Raw genomic sequence first — 17,993 nt, forward strand, 5'->3', positions numbered from 1 at the left:
GTCACCCGCACCGCAAGAAGGAACCCATGACGCAGCACATCGTCGACGTCACCCCCGCTCCCGGCGCCACCACCCAGTGGTGGCGCGACGCGGTCATCTACCAGGTGTACGTCCGCAGCTTCGCCGACTCCGACGGAGACGGCATCGGCGACCTCGCCGGCGTCCGCTCCCGGCTCCCGCACCTGGCCGAACTGGGCGTGGACGCCCTCTGGCTGACCCCGTTCTATACCTCCCCCATGGCCGACTTCGGATACGACGTGGCCGACTACCGCGACGTCGACCCGATCTTCGGAACCCTGGACGACGCCCGCGCGCTGGTGGCCGACGCGCACGAGCGCGGCCTCCGGATCATCGTGGACGTCGTCCCCAACCACAGCTCCGACCGGCACGCCTGGTTCCAGGCCGCGCTGGAGGCGGCACCGGGCGGCGCCGAGCGCGCCCGCTACATCTTCCGCGACGGCCGCGGCCCGGACGGCTCGCTGCCGCCCAACGACTGGGAGTCGGTCTTCGGCGGGCCCGCGTGGACCCGCGTACCGGACGGCCAGTGGTACCTGCACCTGTTCGCCCCCGAGCAGCCCGACCTGGACTGGGAGAACCCCGAGGTCCACGCCGAGTTCGAGGACGTCCTGCGGTTCTGGCTCGACCTGGGCGTGGACGGCTTCCGGGTGGACGTCGCGCACGGCATGGTCAAGGCCCCCGGCCTCCCGGACGTGGGCTTCTCCGACCAGGTCACCATGCTCGGCCGTACGGTCCTGCCGTACTTCGACCAGGACGGCGTGCACCGGATCCACCGTTCCTGGCGCCGGCTGCTCGACTCGTACGAGGGCGAGCGCATCGCGGTGGCCGAGGCGTGGGCACCGACCGCCGAGCGCCTCTCGCTGTACGTGCGCCCGGACGAACTGCACCAGGCGTTCAACTTCCACTACCTCAGCGTCGACTGGGAGCCGCGCGCCAAGCGGGACGTCATCGACGAGTCGCTCCGTACCACCGGGCAAGTGGGCGCGCCCACCACCTGGGTGCTGTCCAACCACGACGTCAAGCGGCACGTCACCCGCTACGGCGACGGCGAGGTCGGGCAGCGGCGCGCCCGCGCCGCCGCGCTGCTGATGCTGGCGCTGCCCGGCTCGGCCTACATCTACCAGGGCGAGGAGCTCGGCCTGTCCGAGGTCCTCGACCTGCCCGAGGAGTACCTGCAGGACCCGCAGCGCGCCCGCGACCCCGAGTCGGGCCGCGACGGCTGCCGCGTACCGCTCCCCTGGTCCGGCGACGAGCCGCCGTTCGGGTTCGGCCCGGGCGGTACGAGCTGGCTGCCGATGCCGGCGGACTGGGCGGGCCTCACGGTCGAGCGCCAGGCCGCCGACCCCGAGTCGATGCTCGCGCTCTACCGTTCGGCGCTGCGCCTGCGGCGCGAGCACCCGGCGCTGGGCGACGGCACGCTGCGCTGGCTGATCGGCCCGCCCGGCACGCTCGTCTTCTCCCGCGAGGCCCTCCCCGGCGAGGACGGCACCGGCGGGCGGCTCACGTGCGCGGTGAACCTGAGCGACCGGACGGTGCGGATCCCGTCGTACGGACGGCCGCTGCTCGCCAGCGGCCCGATCCGGCCGGACGGCGAATGCCTCGTCCTGCCGCCCGATACCGCCGTGTGGTGCGACGTCACGGACAGCGGCCGGACGAGCGGGGACCGATAAAGTCATGGCTATGACGATGCGCCTGGCCGACATCGCTGCCCATGCGGGAGTCAGCGAGGCGACGGTGAGCCGCGTGCTCAACGGCAAACCAGGCGTGGCCACCGGGACCCGGCAGGCGGTGCTCACCGCCCTGGACGTGCTGGGGTACGAGCGGCCGGCCCGGCTCCGGCAGCAGCGCGCCGGGCTGATCGGGCTGATCGTGCCGGAGCTGACCAACCCGATCTTCCCCGCGTTCGCCCAGGTCATCGAGAGCGCGCTGGCGCTGGCCGGGTACACCGCGGTGCTGTGCACCCAGACCCCGGGCGGGATCACCGAGGACGACTACACCGAGCTGCTGCTGGAGCGCGGGGTCTCGGGGATCGTGTTCGTGAACGGCCTGCACGCCGACTCCCGGTCCGACCGGGCCCGCTACACCCGGCTGATCGACCGCGGGCTGCCGATCGTGCTGATCAACGGGTTCCGGCCCGACATCGAGGCACCGTTCATCTCCAACGACGACACCGCGTCGCTGGAGATGGCGGTGGGGCATCTGGCCTCTCTCGGCCACCGCCGGATCGGGCTGGCGATGGGCCAGGGCCGGTTCGTCCCCTCGATCCGCAAGACCGAGGGCTTCCGGCGCGGGATGGCCGAGCATCTGGGCGTCACCGACATCGACGAGCTCGTGGTCAACACGCTGTTCACGGTGGAGGGCGGGCAGGCGGCGGCGCAGCGGCTGCTGGACCGCGGCTGCACCGCCATCTGCTGCGGCAGCGACATCATCGCGATCGGCGCGATCCGGGGCGCCAGGCAGCGGCATCTGCGGGTCCCCGAGGACGTGTCGGTGGTGGGCTTCGACGACTCCCTGATGGCGCCCTATCTCGACCCGCCGCTCACCACCGTGCGCCAGCCCGTCCGCGAGATGGGACTGGCCGCGGTGAGCACGCTGCTGGAGGAGATCGGCGGGACGAGGGCACCCAGCACCGAACTGCTCTACCGCCCCGAGCTGGTGGTCAGGCGCTCCACCGCGGTGTTTTCGAAGTCCCGGCCTACGACACTCGCCTAGCGGCTCGCGTCTAACCGGGCCCTGTGCGAGCGCGACATCGCTTCGCGATCTGCCCGGTGAGGCTCGCCTTCGGCATCGCCTCCCCGGGCAGGTAGCGCGCTCGCGCGGTGGCTGAGGCACAGGGCGCCAGGCCGAGGGGCGCGGCTCGTGCCCGCGCCCCTCGGCGCCCCCTTGAGAGGGGGCACGCTCCACGTCCCGGAGCACGTCCGTCGCGGCCGGGGGGAGGTAGTGCCCAGCGCGCCAGGTCTCCGGGAGGCGATCGCGCCGTGTCGCGTACCGGCGCTGTGGGAGCGCTCCCATAGCCAGCTTCGCGGGCGGCGCGACATCTGTCAACCCGCCGCGGCGCGAGCCCGGCCGGGGCCGGGCGAGGCCGGACCGGGCCGAACGTAACGGTTGTGTTGCGAGCATTGACAACCCTGGGGCCACCCGTCTTTCCTTCGTGGGAGCGCTCCCACACAAGTGATGGCCGTCACCCTCCCCCCGGGTCGGTGCGGGCATCGTAGGTTTCCCCCACCCACCCGGCACGACCTGAGAGGGGTCGGAATGAGGGTTGACAAGCGACGCGGCCGCAGGCCGGCAGCACGGACCGCCGCCGCACTGCTGGCCGGGGTCCTGGCCGCCGCCGGTCTCTCCGCCTGCGGCGGAGACGACGGCGAAAGCGGCTCGGGGCCCGTCGAGCTGACCGTCGACGTGTTCGGCGAGTTCGGCTACGAGGAGCTCTACAAGCAGTACGAGGCGTCCCACCCGGGCGTCACGATCAAGCAGCGCAAGGTCTCCACCCTGGACGACTACAAGCCGCGGCTGCAGCAGTGGATCGCCACCAACAGCGGGGCCGGCGACATCGTCGCGCTGGAGGAGGGCATCCTGCCCACCTACATGCAGCAGGCCGGCAAGTTCGTGAACCTGTTCGACCACGGCGGCAAGGAACTGCAGAACAACTTCCTGCCGTGGAAGTGGCAGATGGGCGTCTCCCCGAACGGCAAGCAGCTGGTCGGGCTCGGCTCCGACATCGGGCCGCTCGGCATGTGCTACCGCAAGGACCTGTTCAAGAAGGCGGGCCTGCCGACCGAGCGGGACGAGGTCTCCGCGCTCTGGCCGACCTGGGACGCGTTCCAGCAGACCGGGCAGAAATACCAGGACAAGGTGTCCGGCAGCAAGTGGCTGGACGGGCCGACCGCGATCTTCCGTGCCACCGTGCTGCAGAACGCCGGCGCGGGACCGGGCTACAGCTTCTTCGACAAGGACAACAAGCTGGTGTTCGACACGAACCCGGCCGTGAAGCAGGCGTTCGACACGTCGCTGAAGTTCTCGCAGAACAAGATGACGGCCGACATGTCGATCTTCACCCCGCCGTGGCAGACGGCGCTGAAGCGCGACACGTTCGCCACCCTGCCCTGCCCGTCCTGGATGCTCGGCGGCATCGAGGAGTTCTCCGGTGACTCCGGCAAGGGCAAGTGGGACGTGGCCGCGGTACCCGGCGGCAGCGGCTACTGGGGCGGCTCCTGGCTGGCCGTCCCCAAGCAGACCAAGCACCCCAAGGAGGCCGCCGAGCTGGCCAAGTTCCTGAGCAGCCCGCAGGGGCAGGTCGGCGCGTTCAAGGCCAAGAACACCTTCCCGTCGTCGCCGCAGGCCGCCAAGGACCCCGCGGTCGCGGACGCCAAGAGCGCGTACTTCAGCGACGCCCCGACCGGCAAGATCTTCGGCGACATGGCCGCCCAGGTGAAGCCGGTGCACCTCGGCCCGAAGAACGAGGAGGTCCGGCTGGCGGTCGAGAACATCCTGATCGCGGTCGGCCAGGGCAAGGTCAAGCCCGAGGAGGCCTGGACCAAGGCGGTCGAGGAGGCCAAGAAGGCCGCCCGCTGATCCTCTCCTGACCGTTGACTCGTGGCGTGTTCGCCCTGCCGGCCGCCGGACGAGGCGAACACGCCACGAGTCGACGCCCTCGCGCCCCGCTCATCCTCCGGAAGGAGGCGCATGACCATCGACGTCCGACCCGAGACCGGGGCCGCGACGCCGCCCCCGGCCCCCGGCCCCCGCAAGCCGGGGTGGCGGGCCCGGCTCGCCCGGCTCGACCTGCGGGTCTCGCCGTACCTGTTCATCTCGCCGTTCTACCTGGTCTTCATCCTCTTCGGGCTGTTCCCGCTGCTGTTCACGCTCTGGGTGTCGCTGCACGACTGGGGCCTGGCCTCCGGGACCCGCGAGTTCACCGGCCTGGAGAACTTCCGTTACCTGCTGACGGACGAGGACTTCTGGCACGCGACCGTCAACACCATCGGCATCTTCGTGCTGGCGACGATCCCGCAGCTGCTGCTGGCGCTGTTCCTGGCCAACACGCTGTCGCGCCGGATGCGCGGCAGCACGCTGTTCCGGATCGGCATGGTCGCCCCCCTGGTGACCTCGACCGCCGCGGTCGCGATCGTGTTCACGCAGATGTTCGACCGCGACTTCGGCATGATCAACTGGGCGCTCGGCGCCATCGGCATGGGCGACATCGACTGGCAGGCCAGCCGCGGCTGGTCCTGGGTCGCGATCGCGCTGATGGTCGACTGGCGCTGGACCGGCTACAACGCGCTGATCTACCTGGCCGCGATGCAGGCGATCCCCAAGGACCTGTACGAGGCGGCCGCGATCGACGGCGCCTCCCGGGTCCGGCAGTTCTGGCAGATCACCGTCCCGCTGCTCCAGCCGACCATCATCTTCACGGTCATCATCGCCACCATCGGCGGGCTGCAGCTGTTCACCGAGCCCGTGCTGTTCGGCGTCGGCACCAGCAACAAGATGGACGGCGGCTCGCTGCACCAGTTCCAGACGCTCACGATGTACATGTACGACAACGCCTTCACCGATGACCGGTACGGCTACGGAGCCATGGTGGCCTGGGCGCTGTTCCTGATGATCATCGCGTTCTCCCTGCTCAACTTCCTGTTCGTGCGGCGCACGGGGGGCACGAAATGACACTGCTGAACCCGGTCCGCGGCAGCGGGCCCACCGACGGCAAGGGCACCGGCAAGGGCGGCGGACGCCGCGGCAAGGACGGCACCGGGCGGCTGCGCGGCCTCTGGCAGGCCAGCCCGCTCACCTACCTGACGCTGATCGTCGCGATCGCGCTGTCGATCTTCCCCATCTACTGGATGATCGTGGTCGCCAGCCGCACCAACGCGGTGGTGGCCGACGTGCCGCCGCCGCTGCTGCCGGGCGGCAACATCGGCGAGAACGTGGGCCGGCTGTTCGACAACCCCGACGCCTACTTCGCCAAGGGCCTGCTGAACTCGGCGATCGCCGCGACGGTGGTCACGATCTCCACCGTGTTCTTCGCCTCGCTGGCCGGCTTCGCGTTCGCCAAGCTGCGCTTCCGGGGCAAGAACGCGCTGCTGCTCACGATCATCGCCACCATGATGATCCCGGTCCAGATGGGCATCATCCCGCTCTACATGGTGATGGTGAAGATCGGCTGGCAGAGCCAGCTGCAGGCGGTGATCGTGCCGTTCCTGGTCACCGGCTTCGGGGTCTTCATGATGCGGCAGTACGCCGCGCAGGCCGTCCCCGACGAGCTGATCGAGGCCGCCCGCGTCGACGGCTGCACGACGTTCGGCATCTACTGGCGCGTCGTCCTGCCCGCCCTGCGGCCGGCGGCGGGCGTGCTCGGCCTCTTCACGTTCATGCAGACCTGGAACGAGTACATGTGGCCGCTGGCGGTGCTCAACCCCGAGAACCCCACCGTGCAGCTGTCGATCAACAACCTGGCCAACGCCTACTTCAAGGACTACACGCTCATGTTCGCCGGGACCACGGTGGCGATCCTGCCGCTGCTGGTGGTGTTCATCATTTTCGGCCGCCAGATCATCGGCGGAATCATGGAAGGTGCGATCAAGGCGTGACCTCCCTACAGCACAGCAGCAGCACGCCACCGGCGGCCGCCCGGTCGTTCCCGGCCGGGTTCCGCTGGGGCGCCGCGACCGCCGCGTACCAGATCGAGGGCGGCGCGGCCGAGGACGGGCGCGGGCCGTCGATCTGGGACACCTTCAGCCGGACGCCGGGCAAGGTGCTCGGCGGCGACACCGGCGACGTCGCCGTCGATCACTACCACCGGTTCCGGGACGACATCGCGCTGATGTCCGACCTCGGGCTGACCGCGTACCGCTTCTCGATCTCCTGGCCGCGCGTTCAGCCGACCGGCGGGGGCCCGCTGAACCAGGCCGGGCTGGACTTCTACCGGCGGCTGACCGACGGCCTGCTGGAAGCGGGCATCGAGCCGTGGCCGACGCTCTACCACTGGGACCTGCCGCAGTCGCTGGAGGACGCGGGCGGCTGGCCGGAGCGCGACACCGCGTACCGGTTCGCCGACTACGCCGACCAGATCCACGCGGCGCTCGGCGACCGGGTGGGGCAGTGGATGACGGTGAACGAGCCGTGGTGCGCGGCGTTCCTCGGATACGCCTCGGGCGAGCACGCACCCGGCCGCCGGGAGCCGGCCGCCGCGCTCCGCGCCGCCCACCACCTGATGCTCGGGCACGGCCTGGCCGTCCAGGCGATGCGGGCGCGGCATCCCGAGCACCGGCTGGGCGCGGCCGTCAACCTGTACGCGATCACGCCGGCGAGCGGCTCGGACGCCGATGTGGACGCCGCGCGCCGCGTCGACGGGATGCAGAACCGCTTCTTCCTGGACCCGCTGCTGCGCGGCTCGTACCCCGCCGACGTGCTGGCGGACGTGGCGCAGCTGGGCTTCGATGAATGCGTCCAGGACGGCGACCTGGCGATCATCAACCAGCCGATCGACCAGCTGGGCGTCAACTACTACTCGCGGTTCACGGTTACCGGCGAGGCGAGCGAGACCGCGCAGGCGGTGTCGTCGCCGTTCTCCAGCGACTCCCCCTGGGTGGGCAGCGAGTTCGTCGGGTTCGTGGACGGCGGGCGGCCGGTCACCGGGATGGGCTGGGAGATCGACGAGGGCGGCCTGCACGAGGTCCTCACCCGGCTGCACCGCGACTACCCGCCGGTCGACCTCTACATCACCGAGAACGGCGCGGGCTACGACGAGGTGCTGAACGGCGAGGGCACGGTACACGACGGCGACCGGATCGCCTATATCGACGCGCACCTGAGAGCCTCGCACGACGCCATCGCCGACGGCGTTCCGCTGCGCGGCTACTTCACGTGGTCGCTACTGGATAATTTCGAATGGTCTTGGGGGTACTCCAAGCGCTTCGGGCTGGTGCACGTCGACTACGCCACGCAGCGCCGGGTGCCCAAGGACAGCGCACGCTGGTACGCGGGCGTGATCCGGCTTGGCGGGTTGCCGGAACGCGCCTGAGCCCGCGGCGGAGGGCGGTACGGGGAGAAGGGGCCGGCGTACGACGATGGACAGGCGATACAGGTGAGGCGCTCCACGGCGCGTCCCACCCTCGAAGAGGTGGCGGTCCGGGCCGGCGTCGGCCGGGGCACGGTCTCGCGGGTGATCAACGGCTCGCCCCGGGTGAGCGCGGAGTCCCGCGAGTCCGTGCTGCGGGCGATCGAGGAGCTGGGGTACGTCCCCAACCGGGCGGCGCGGACGCTGGTGACCCGGCGTACCGACACGGTGGCGCTGGTGGTGGCCGAGTCCGAGCAGCGGGTGTTCGACGAGCCGTTCTTCGCGGGGATCATCCGCGGGATCAGTTCCGAGCTGACCGACACCGGCCTGCAGCTGCTGCTCGCGCTGGCCCAGTCGCCGCAGGAGTACGCGCGGCTGGAGAGCTACCTGACCGGGCAGCATGTGGACGGGGTGCTGATGACCTCGCTGCACGGGGAGGATCCGCTGCCGGCCAAGCTGGAGGCGGGCGGGGTGCCGACCGTGCTCGGCGGCCGCCCGGCCGGGCTGACGCCCGTCTCGTACGTGGACGTCGACAACCGCTACGGCGCCCGGCAGGCGGTCGAGCACCTGCTGAGCCGGGGCCGCCGCCGGATCGCGACGATCGCGGGCCCGCAGGACATGGGGGTGGGCGTCGACCGGCTCACCGGCTACCGGGAGGCGCTGGCCGCGGCCGGGCTGCCCGAGCTGGTCGTGTACGGCGACTTCAGCGAGGCCAGCGGGGTCGAGGCGGCGCACGAGCTGCTGGAGCGCGAGCCCGGGATGGACGCGGTGTTCGCCGCCGACGACCCGATGGCGCTCGGCGCGATGCGGGTGCTGAAGAAGCGCGGCCGGCGGATCCCGGAGGACGTGGCGGTGATCGGGTTCGAGGACTCGGCCAGCGCCCCGGTCGCCGATCCGCCGCTGACGACCGTGCACCAGTCGGTGGAGGAGATGGGCCGGCGGATGGTCCGGCTGCTGATCTCCCGGATCCAGGGCGAGGCGGTGGCCGATCCGGTGGTGATACTGCAACCGCACCTGGTCGTCCGCGAGAGCACCTGACCGCCGGGGCGCCTCCCGGGGTTTGTTATCGTCGCCCTGACGATATTTGATCCCCCTGGAGACGCCGATGACGCTGCACGACCTGCTCGGCCCCCTGCTGCAGCCCGCCTTCCACATGGGCACGGTCCCCACCACCTGGGCCGAACTGCTCGGCTTCGTCACCGGCGGCGTGAACGTCTGGCTCGTCGTCCGGCAGAACATCCTCAACTGGCCGATCGGGATCGCCAACGTGATCCTGCTCGGCCTGGTGTTCCTGGACGGCGGCCTGTACGCCGACGCCGGGCTCCAGATCGTCTTCGTCGGGCTCCAGGCGTACGGCTGGTGGGTCTGGCTGTACGGCGGTGACGCCCGCGACGCCCTGCCCGTGACCCGGACGACCCGCGGCGCCTGGATCGCCCTGCTGGCCGCCGGCGCCGCCACGACGGCCGTGCTGACCTGGATGCTCACCACCTGGACCGACTCCACGGTGCCGTTCTGGGACGCCCTCACCACCGCGCTGTCGCTGATGGCGATCTACGGGCAGTCCCGCAAGCTGGTCGAGTCCTGGTACATCTGGATCGCCGCCGACCTGGTGTACATCCCGCTCTACTTCTACAAGGACCTCAAGCTCACCAGCGCCCTGTACATCATCTTCCTGACCCTGTGCGTCCTGGGCCTGAACGCCTGGCGCAAGGACCTGCGGGGCCGCCTCGCACCAGTGCCCGCATGACGGTGCCCCACATGAACTACGCGCACGGCATGGTGATCGGCAAGTTCTATCCTCCGCACGCCGGCCATCAGCACCTCATCGACACCGCCGCGCAGGCCTGCGCCCGGCTCACCGTGATCGTCGCGGGCTCCACCGTGGAGAACATCCCGCTCGCCCTCCGCGCCGCCTGGCTCCGCGAGGCCCACCCGCAGCCGCATGTGGAGATCGTCCCGGTGGTGGACGACCACGAGATCGACTACGGCTCCGACGACGCCTGGACGGCCCATGTCGCGGCGTTCCGTTCCGGCCTCCCGGGTGACGCGGCCCCGGTCGACGCGGTCTTCTCCTCCGAGCCGTACGGTCCCGAACTCGCCCGCCGCTTCTCGGCCGTCCACGTCCCGGTCGACCCGCCCCGCGCGCGCTTCCCGGTCAGCGGCACCGCGATACGCGACGACCCGATCGCGCACTGGCACCGGCTCGCACCCCCGGTCCGCGGCCACCTGGCCCGCCGGATCGTCATCGTGGGCGCCGAATCGACCGGCACGACCACGCTCGCCCGCGCCCTCGCCGAGCACTACGCCCGCCGCTGGCCGGCCACCCGCTGCGTCCCCGAATACGGCCGCATTTACACGGAGGAGAAACTCGCCGCCGCCCGCCGCGCCGCGAACGACCCGGCCCTCTGGTTGGACGACCTCACCTGGGAGCCGCGCGACTTCACCCTGATCGCCGAACGCCACCTGGCCCTGGAAGAGGCGGCGGCCCGTTCAGGCTCGCCCGTCCTGGTCTGCGACACCGACGCGTTCGCCACGGCCCTCTGGTACGAGCGCTACCTGGGCGAGCCCGCCCCCGACGGCTTCCCGCTCCACACCGGGCGCCACCACCTCTGGATCCTGACCGACCCGTCGGACGTCCCGTTCGAGCAGGACGGCTGGCGCGACGGCGAGTCCGTCCGCCAGTGGATGCACACCCGCTTCCGCGACGAGCTGGAAGCCCGCAACCTCCCTCATCTCACCGTGACCGGCTCCCCCGAGACCCGCCTGGCCACCGCCGCCACCGCGGTGGAAGCCCTCCTGGAGAAAGGCTGGGCCTTCACCGCCCCTCTGACCCCGCCCTGATCAGGGGACGAGGTAGTCGGTGTCGCGGGCGTCGGTGATGGCCATGTGGCCGGGGGCGTGGCCGATGGCGAACTTGGGGCGGGAGGCCATCACGGCTGCCTGAGGAGTCACGCCGCAGGCCCAGAAGACGGGGATCTCGCCCATCCGGACGTCGACCGGATCGCCGAAGTCGGGCGCGTCCAGGTCGGCGATGCCCAGCTCGGACGGGTCGCCGACGTGGACGGGTGCGCCGTGGACGGCCGGGTAGCGGGACGTGACGCGGACGGCGTCGGCGACGCGTTCGGCCGGGACGGGGCGCATCGAGACCACCAGCGGGCCGCCGACGTCGCCGGCCCGGCGGCACGGGCGGCCGGTGCGGTACATCGGGACGTTGCGGCCCTGCTCGATGTGCCGGACGGGGACGCCCGCCTCCAGCAGCGCGGCCTCGAAGGTGAAGCTGCAGCCGATGAGGAAGCTGACCAGGTCGTCGCGCCAGTACTCGGTCGCGTCGCCGACCTCGGCCACCGGCTCGCCGTGCTCGTACACCACGTACCCGGGCAGGTCGGTACGGAGGTCGCCGCCGAACAGGGCGGCGGAGGTCTGCCCGGGCTCGGTCACGTCCAGGATCGGGCAGGGTTTGGGGTTGCGCTGAGCGAACAGCAGGAAGTCGTAGGCGTGCTCGCGGGGCACCGCGATCAGGTTGGCCTGGGTGCGGCCGGCGCACCAGCCCGCGGTGGGCACCCGCAGCCCCGCCCGGAACAGGCCCCTGGCCTGTTCCGGGGTGAGGGCGGCCGGGTCGATCGGCCGGTCGGTCATGGATTCACCTTAGTTCCAGAGGTCGGCGATTCCGGTCAGGGAGTTCCAGCCCAGGTAGAGCGACAGCAGCCAGGCGGCCACGCCGAGCAGCAGCAGCCACTTCGGGTAGCGGTAGCCGCCGAGCAGGTCGCGGCGGCGGGCGGCGACCCACATCAGCAGGCCGAGGCCGAACGGGAGGATCAGCCCGTTCAGGGCGCCCGCCAGGATCAGCAGGGTGACCGGCGTGGTGCCGAGGGACAGGTAGATGACCGTGGACAGGGCGATGAAGGCGACCACCAGGTAGTCGCGGTTGCGCTTGATCCACGGGTGGAACGAGACCAGGAACGTGACCGAGGTGTAGGAGGCGCCGATCACCGAGGTGATCGCGGCCGACCACATGATCAGGCCGAAGACCCGCAGCCCGGTCTCGCCCGCGGCGTGCTCGAAGGCCGACGGCGCGGGGTTGTCGGCGGCCAGCTTGGCACCGCCGGCGACCACGCCGAGTACGGCCAGGAACAGCAGCACCCGCATCACCGCGGTGACCAGGATGCCGGTGACGGAGGCGCGGGTGATGCCCTGGACGTTCTCCGGGCCGGTGAGCCCGGAGTCGATCATGCGGTGCGCCCCGGCGTAGGTGATGTAGCCGCCGACCGTGCCGCCGATCAGGGTGGTGATGACCAGGAACTTGACCTGGTCGGGGGCGACCGTCTGGACCAGCGCCTCGCCGATCGGCGGCGAGGAGACGATCGCCACGTACAGCGTCATCACGATCATGGCGAGGCCGAGCACGACCACGATCCGGTCCATCGCCACGCCGGCCCGCTTGCTGAGGAAGATGCCCACCGCGACCAGCGCGGAGAGGGTGCCGCCGATCTTGACGTCCAGGCCGAGCAGCGCGTTCAGGCCGAGCGCGGTGCCGGCGACGTTGCCGATGTTGAAGATGATCCCGCCGAACACGTCCAGCACGGCCAGCGCGTAGCCGCCACCGGGGACCACGCTGTTGGCCAGGTCCTGGGCGCGGCGGCCGGCGACCCCGACCACCCGCCAGACGTTCAGCTGGATCGCGATGTCGACCAGGACCGACACCAGGATCGCGAACGCCATCGCGGCGCCGAGCTCCGCGGTGAAGACCGTGGTCTGGGTGATGAAGCCGGGTCCGATGGCACTGGTGGCCATCAGGAACATCGCGCCGAGGAGCGCGCCGCGGCGTGGCGCCGCCGGCGGTGCCCCGCCCTTGTCGAGCGTGACGTGATCGGTCATGTGGGTCTCCCCTGGAGGGTCGTTTCCAGCAGAGTAAGGATTGTTCAACAATCCAGCAATCCCCAAATTGATAAATTCAGCGATACGCTGACGTTTCCGTCACGTTCGCCCCCGGACCGGAGGGACCCCGATGCCCGCGCAGGAGACCTGGATCGGCAGGATCGAGGCCGCCCGCGGCGACCTCGACAGGTCGAGCACCGCCGCCCGCGTCGCCGGGCTGCTGCGCGAGCAGATCACCGACGGGCTGCTGGCACCGGGCGAGCGGCTGCCCGAGGCCGAGCTGTGCCGGGCCGCCCAGGTGTCGCGCAACACGCTGCGCGAGGCGTTCCGGCTGCTGGTCCAGGAGCGGCTGCTGGAGCACCGGTTCAACAGCGGGGTGTTCGTCCGCCGGCTCACCGCCGCCGATCTCGCCGACCTCTACCGGGTCCGGCGCATCCTGGAGGCGGCGGGCGTACGGGACGCGCTCAAGGCGTCGCCGGAGGCCCTGGAACGGCTCGACGCCGCGGTGGCCGAGGGGGAACGCGCCGCCGAGGCAGGGCGCTGGTCCGCGGTGGGCACCGCCGACATCCGGTTCCACCAGGCGATCGGGGCGCTGTGCGGCAGCCCCCGGGTGGACGAGGTGATGCGGCACCTGCTGGCCGAGCTGCGGCTGGTGTTCCACGAGATGGGCTCGCCGCGCGAGTTCCACGAGCCGTACCTGGCCCGCAACCGGGTGCTGGCCGACCTGATGGCGCGGGGCGAGATCGCGGCCGCCGAGCGCGAACTGCTGTCGTACTTCGACGACGCCGAGGCACAGCTCACCGGCGCCTACCACCTGGACGGGGAGCACCGGCCCGTGACGTGACATGACAGGACGTGAGTAGACTCCCCGCGTGCGGTTGCTGATGGTCTTAGGCGTTCTGTCCCTTTTGTTGGCACCGGCGACCGCGCACGCGGCACCCGCGCCGCCCAGTCGCGCCGATCTGCTGGCCGAACGGCTCGCCGCCGACCCGATCCACGTCACCGACCACGCGCCGCGCGAAGTGCCCGCCGACGCGGCGCGTGCCAGGATCCGCGCCCTGGTGGCGCGGCTGGGCGTACCCGCCTACGTCGTCGTCGGCCCCGCCTCACTCCCGGTCTCGCAGATCGACAACCGGGATCTGATCCCGCTGCTGCACGACCGGCTGAACAAGGACGGCGTCTACATCGTCACCAATGCGAGCGGGAACGGCTCGGCCCGGCAGTACGGCGGCTCGCTGCCCGCCGAACAGGCCTGGCTGACCGCCCGGATCGAGCTGCCCTACAAGGCCGATGTGGTCGCGCATGTCGAACGCTTCGTGGAGATCATGACAGCGCCCGACATCGCCGCGCGGATCACCCGGCGGCGCGAGGCCGTCGAGCCGCCCCGCCGCGACCTGGGCGGCGAACGCGACCGCAAGGAGCAGCGGGCGATGGTGATCGGCACGGCCATCGGCACGCTGCCGGTGATCCTCCTGCTGGCCGTTCTGCGCCTGCGGAAGGCCCGGCGATGAGGATCCTCACTGTCATCGTCACCGCGCTGGCGCTCGTTCTGCCCGCGCCCCTCGCGCACGCGGCCCTGCCGCAGGACCGGTGGGCCAGGGTCGCCGCCGGGCTGGCCGAGGACCCGCTCTTCGTGGACATGGACCTGGCCGACACGCTCGGCCGCCAGGAGCGCGCGACGATCAGGTCGGCGATGGCCAGGACGTCCCGGAGCCTGGGCGTCCCGGTCTACATCGTCGTGATCCCCAACACCATGGAGTCGGAGTCGTACGGCCGGCACGAGACGTTCCTGTTCGGCCTGCGCGAACGGGTCGGGCGGGACGGCCTCTACCTGATCGCCGGTTCCCGGGCCGGGATCGAGGCCGTGCCGTTCGGGGTCCCGAGGCGGCTGTCGCGGTACGGCGCCATCTCGGAGAAGCTGCGCACGAGCGGCGACGGCGACAGGCCGTTCGCCGACTTCCCCCAGCGGCTGGCGCAGGTACTCGACATCGCCGCCACCGCCCCGGCCGGCCCGCCGACCAGCCCCGCGCTGATGGGGTCCGTACCGGAGATCGGCCAGGAGGACGTCCGGACACCGCTCAAGGTCGCCTTCTGGGGTCCCTTCCTCACCGGCCTGCTGGTCCTGGGGCCGCTCGCGGTCCTGCTGCTGTACGGAGCGTTCCGGCTGGCCCTGTGGACGCTGCGGTGGCGGCCCAGGGCGGCGTCCGCGTCGGTCAAGCCGTCCGTACGGGCGCTGCATTCCCTCGCGGCCAAGGGGCTGAGCGCGCTCGGCCAGGAGCTCGCACCCGACCGGCGCTACGCGATGCGCGCCTACGACGCCGCCCGGATCCTGTTCGACGAACTGGGCCCCCGCCCGCCGCGCGAGGACGCGGACGCGGTGCTCGATCTCGTCGGCGTGATCGTCCTGGTCCGGCAGGGACGGGCCGCGCTCACCCGGGACAGGCCCGACCCGCCGTGCTTCGTCCACCCGCTGCACGGGCCGTCCAGCGGACGCCGCAGGCTGCACGGGCAGGGAAGACTCCCGGTCTGCGCGGACTGCGCCAATGGCCCCTGGACCAAACGGGTGCTGCGCGTCCCCGACGGCCGTCCCCACTACGACGTGCCGGGCCGCTGGAAGCGCGGAAGCTTCGGGACCCGGCGGACCGACCTGCCCTCTGACGTCCTGGAGTCACTCGGTGTCGATTAACCCAGCGTCGATCGACCCGGCGTCGATCAAGGAGCCCTCGCCCGGAGAGCGGATCGCCACGGCGCTGCGCAGGTCGCCGATCCACGTCGACCCGTCGCTCGCGTCGGCCGTACCGCCGGCCAAGCGCGCGGAGCTGCTGGCCCGGATGCGCCGGTCGCCGATCCCGATCTTCATCGTGATCGTCCCGCTGGTGAAGGGCGGGACCTGGGACGACCCGAACGAGCTGGCCACCGTCGTACACGACCGGCTGGGCGCGGACGGCGCGTACCTCACCCTCGACAAGTACGACGGTCAGCTGTCGGCCGAGCAGTGGGGCGGTACCGAGCAGTCCAGGGAGAACACCCGCGCGGCCGCGAACGTCCCGTTCTTCCAGAAGGACATGAAGGACGCGATCCTGACCGACCGGCTGCTGCGGGCCGTCGACCTGATCGCCGCGGGACGCGGCAAGGCCGAGTACGAGAAGGTCACCGCCCACCTGGGCACGAGCCCCCGCGCGAGCCCCCGGACGGACGCTCGCAGGGACGCGCCGCGCACCGAGGACTCCGGCGGCCTGCCCGTCCTTCCCCTCGGCGCGGCGGGCCTGGGCGTGGCCGCCCTGGCGGGGCTCGCCGTCTGGCGCTGGCGCCGGACCGGCCGCGTCCAGCCCGTCACCAATCCCCTCCTGCTGTCGCGCACCGTCCTGGCCACCGCCGACCGCGCGAGCGAGGACGAGCTCCGCGAGCAGGCCGCCCACGAGGTGGTGACGTTCGGCGAGCTGCTGGACCGGACGGAACTCGACACCTCGAGCGAGGCGGTGCACGACGCCATGACCCGCGCCCTGGACGCCTACCAGGCCGCCGGCAAGGTGCTCGACTCCGCGCGCGGCCTTCCCGATCTCGCCGGCGTTCTCGTCCTGGTCGACCGCGGCCGCGACGCCCTCGCCTCCGCCGGTTCCCTCGCCGCCGGCGGCAGAGCGATCCCGCCCAGCCCGCTGTGCTTCTTCAACCCCCTGCACGGCGACTCCACCACGAGCGCCAACTGGCGCCCCCTGGGCCAGCGCAAGCAGCTGCGCGTCCGGACGTGCACCGCCTGCGCCAGGGCCGTCCGCGCGCACCGTACCCCGGAGGTCCTGGCCGCGCGGGTGGACGGCGGCGACGTCCCCTACTTCGAGGTCGAGAAGGACATCTGGGCCGAGACGGGCTACGGCCAGCTCCGCGACGACCTCGTCCACCGCGTCCTGCGCGGCGACCTGCGCCGCTGATCGTCTCGTCGCCGACCGTCTCGTTCCGAGAGGTCAGTCCCGAGGCATCCGCTCCACGCGGACGTCGTGCTCCGCGGCGTCCGCGTGGGCGAAGTCCAGCAGCCGCGCGCCTTCCTCGGCCAGGCCTTCCGGCGGCGGGCCGAACGTCCTGATCGTCAGAACGGCCGAGTCGCGCTCGCGCTCGATCCGCCACTCCCCGCCGGTGCGGCCGTCCACCAGGACCCAGCCGGGCAGCGGCCGGCGGTCGCCGGTGTTCCGCGCGCGGTGCTCCTCGGTGATCACGCGGCCGCGGTCGGCGTGCGAGAGCAGCAGGTTGTCGAAGTCGTACAGCAGCCTCGGCGGGGCCGGGACGTCGCCGCCGGGACGCGGCGCGTCCGGCAGGTCGAACAGCTCCTGGCCGTCCTCGCCGGTGAACGTGACCAGCCGGAGCCGGTCCACGATCTCGCGCAGCCGGGTCAGGCCCGACCAGGTCTGCACGTCCTTCACCGTGGCGGGCCCGAAGGCGGCCAGGTAGCGCAGCACCAGGTCCTCCAGCGGAGGGTCCTCCTCCAGCGGCGCGCCCAGCCACGACTCCGCCGTCAGGTGCGCGATCGGACCGCTCCTCCCCCAGAGCCCGCGCGGCGGCACCTGGACCAGCGCCATCCGGTTGCGCGCGGCGTAGGCCAGCGACGCCGGAGCGCGGTCGCCCCATCCGGCCGCGCGGCCATGCTCGGCCAGCAGCGCGCCGAGCTGCTTGAACGTCAGGGGCGTGCCCTCCAGCAGCGGCCGGGCCGCGGCCACCAGTTCGTCCAGGTCCAGGCCTTGGACTGGCTTGCCGTGCGTGTGATTGGAGAGCAGGTCGCGATCCAGGACGGGCTGGATGAGCGGCCGCATCCAGCGGCAGTCGCGCGCGCTCACCAGATGGATGGTCGAGCGCATCAGCGCGATGCGGACGATCTCCCGCCTCTCCAGCAGCTCGGCCACCTGGCCGGGACGTACGTCCGCCAGCCGCGACGCCAGGCCCAGGTACCAGGAATGCGGTGTCTGCGCCTGGAGTCCCGCCAGGTGCTCGACGGCCTCCACGACCGGCAGGTCCGAGCGTTCCAGCAGCAATTGCCGGGCCAGCGTGGCGCGGT

General features: G+C 71.7%; 16 protein-coding genes. 13 read left to right on the forward strand and 3 right to left on the reverse strand.

The genetic code is table 11. The annotated features are described in order from the left end of the window. The first annotated feature begins 26 nt into the window (after positions 1–26). From ACH34Q_RS02600 to ACH34Q_RS02640, 9 genes are all read left to right on the forward strand, one after another. On the forward strand, positions 27–1,688 hold the full coding sequence (locus tag ACH34Q_RS02600; protein ID WP_395981047.1) for a glycoside hydrolase family 13 protein: 1,662 nt from the start codon (positions 27–29) through the stop codon (positions 1,686–1,688). 10 nt (positions 1,689–1,698) lie between these two features. Further along, on the forward strand, positions 1,699–2,730 hold the full coding sequence (locus ACH34Q_RS02605) for a LacI family DNA-binding transcriptional regulator (RefSeq protein ID WP_395981048.1): 1,032 nt from the start codon (positions 1,699–1,701) through the stop codon (positions 2,728–2,730). A 543-nt stretch (positions 2,731–3,273) separates the two neighbouring features. Further along, a complete protein-coding gene (locus tag ACH34Q_RS02610; protein ID WP_395981049.1) occupies positions 3,274–4,593 on the forward strand; it encodes an ABC transporter substrate-binding protein in 1,320 nt (439 codons plus the stop codon). 111 nt (positions 4,594–4,704) lie between these two features. Then, positions 4,705–5,685 (forward strand): carbohydrate ABC transporter permease, encoded by a 981-nt coding sequence (locus ACH34Q_RS02615; protein ID WP_395981050.1) that lies wholly within the window; start codon positions 4,705–4,707, stop codon positions 5,683–5,685. After that, positions 5,682–6,608 (forward strand): carbohydrate ABC transporter permease, encoded by a 927-nt coding sequence (locus ACH34Q_RS02620; RefSeq protein WP_395981051.1) that lies wholly within the window; start codon positions 5,682–5,684, stop codon positions 6,606–6,608. The genes ACH34Q_RS02615 and ACH34Q_RS02620 overlap by 4 nt, the downstream gene beginning before the upstream one ends. After that, positions 6,605–8,041 (forward strand): GH1 family beta-glucosidase, encoded by a 1,437-nt coding sequence (locus ACH34Q_RS02625; protein ID WP_395981052.1) that lies wholly within the window; start codon positions 6,605–6,607, stop codon positions 8,039–8,041. Before ACH34Q_RS02620 ends, ACH34Q_RS02625 begins: the two co-directional genes overlap by 4 nt. Before the next feature lie 57 nt (positions 8,042–8,098). Then, positions 8,099–9,115, forward strand: coding sequence for a LacI family DNA-binding transcriptional regulator (locus tag ACH34Q_RS02630; protein ID WP_395981083.1), 1,017 nt, complete (start codon positions 8,099–8,101; stop codon positions 9,113–9,115). 67 nt (positions 9,116–9,182) lie between these two features. After that, positions 9,183–9,824 (forward strand): nicotinamide riboside transporter PnuC, encoded by a 642-nt coding sequence (gene pnuC / locus ACH34Q_RS02635; RefSeq protein ID WP_395981053.1) that lies wholly within the window; start codon positions 9,183–9,185, stop codon positions 9,822–9,824. Continuing rightward, entirely contained in the window at positions 9,821–10,918 is a 1,098-nt protein-coding gene (locus ACH34Q_RS02640; RefSeq protein WP_395981054.1) for an AAA family ATPase, read from the forward strand. Before pnuC ends, ACH34Q_RS02640 begins: the two co-directional genes overlap by 4 nt. Here the strand turns inward: ACH34Q_RS02640 and ACH34Q_RS02645 are convergent, their stop codons facing one another. After that, positions 10,919–11,713, reverse strand: a complete 795-nt coding sequence (locus ACH34Q_RS02645) for a putative hydro-lyase (RefSeq protein ID WP_395981055.1) — start codon at positions 11,711–11,713, stop codon at positions 10,919–10,921. Positions 11,714–11,722: 9 nt separating this feature from the next. Then, positions 11,723–12,952 (reverse strand): NRAMP family divalent metal transporter, encoded by a 1,230-nt coding sequence (locus tag ACH34Q_RS02650; protein ID WP_395981056.1) that lies wholly within the window; start codon positions 12,950–12,952, stop codon positions 11,723–11,725. Positions 12,953–13,082: 130 nt separating this feature from the next. Here ACH34Q_RS02650 and ACH34Q_RS02655 point away from each other — a divergent pair, with 130 nt between their 5' ends. The 4 genes from ACH34Q_RS02655 to ACH34Q_RS02670 all read left to right on the forward strand — a co-directional run bounded on the left by ACH34Q_RS02655 (position 13,083) and on the right by ACH34Q_RS02670 (position 16,878). Further along, positions 13,083–13,796: a GntR family transcriptional regulator gene (locus tag ACH34Q_RS02655; protein ID WP_395981057.1), complete on the forward strand. Its 714-nt coding sequence runs from the start codon at positions 13,083–13,085 to the stop codon at positions 13,794–13,796. Between the two features lie 67 nt (positions 13,797–13,863). Further along, on the forward strand, positions 13,864–14,463 hold the full coding sequence (locus tag ACH34Q_RS02660; RefSeq protein WP_395981058.1) for a hypothetical protein: 600 nt from the start codon (positions 13,864–13,866) through the stop codon (positions 14,461–14,463). After that, positions 14,460–15,638, forward strand: a complete 1,179-nt coding sequence (locus ACH34Q_RS02665) for a hypothetical protein (protein WP_395981059.1) — start codon at positions 14,460–14,462, stop codon at positions 15,636–15,638. Before ACH34Q_RS02660 ends, ACH34Q_RS02665 begins: the two co-directional genes overlap by 4 nt. Beyond that, the gene (locus tag ACH34Q_RS02670) at positions 15,628–16,878 is read left to right on the forward strand and encodes a hypothetical protein (RefSeq protein WP_395981060.1); all 1,251 of its coding nucleotides are present in this window, start codon (positions 15,628–15,630) and stop codon (positions 16,876–16,878) included. Before ACH34Q_RS02665 ends, ACH34Q_RS02670 begins: the two co-directional genes overlap by 11 nt. Before the next feature lie 33 nt (positions 16,879–16,911). On the opposite strand, the gene ACH34Q_RS02675 is transcribed toward ACH34Q_RS02670, so the two are convergent. After that, a partial coding sequence (locus ACH34Q_RS02675) for a winged helix DNA-binding domain-containing protein (protein ID WP_395981061.1) occupies positions 16,912–17,993 on the reverse strand: 1,082 nt, incomplete at its 5' end.

It is taken from the genome of Actinomadura sp. 9N407, from assembly GCF_044326315.1.
GTDB lineage: Bacteria > Actinomycetota > Actinomycetes > Streptosporangiales > Streptosporangiaceae > Spirillospora.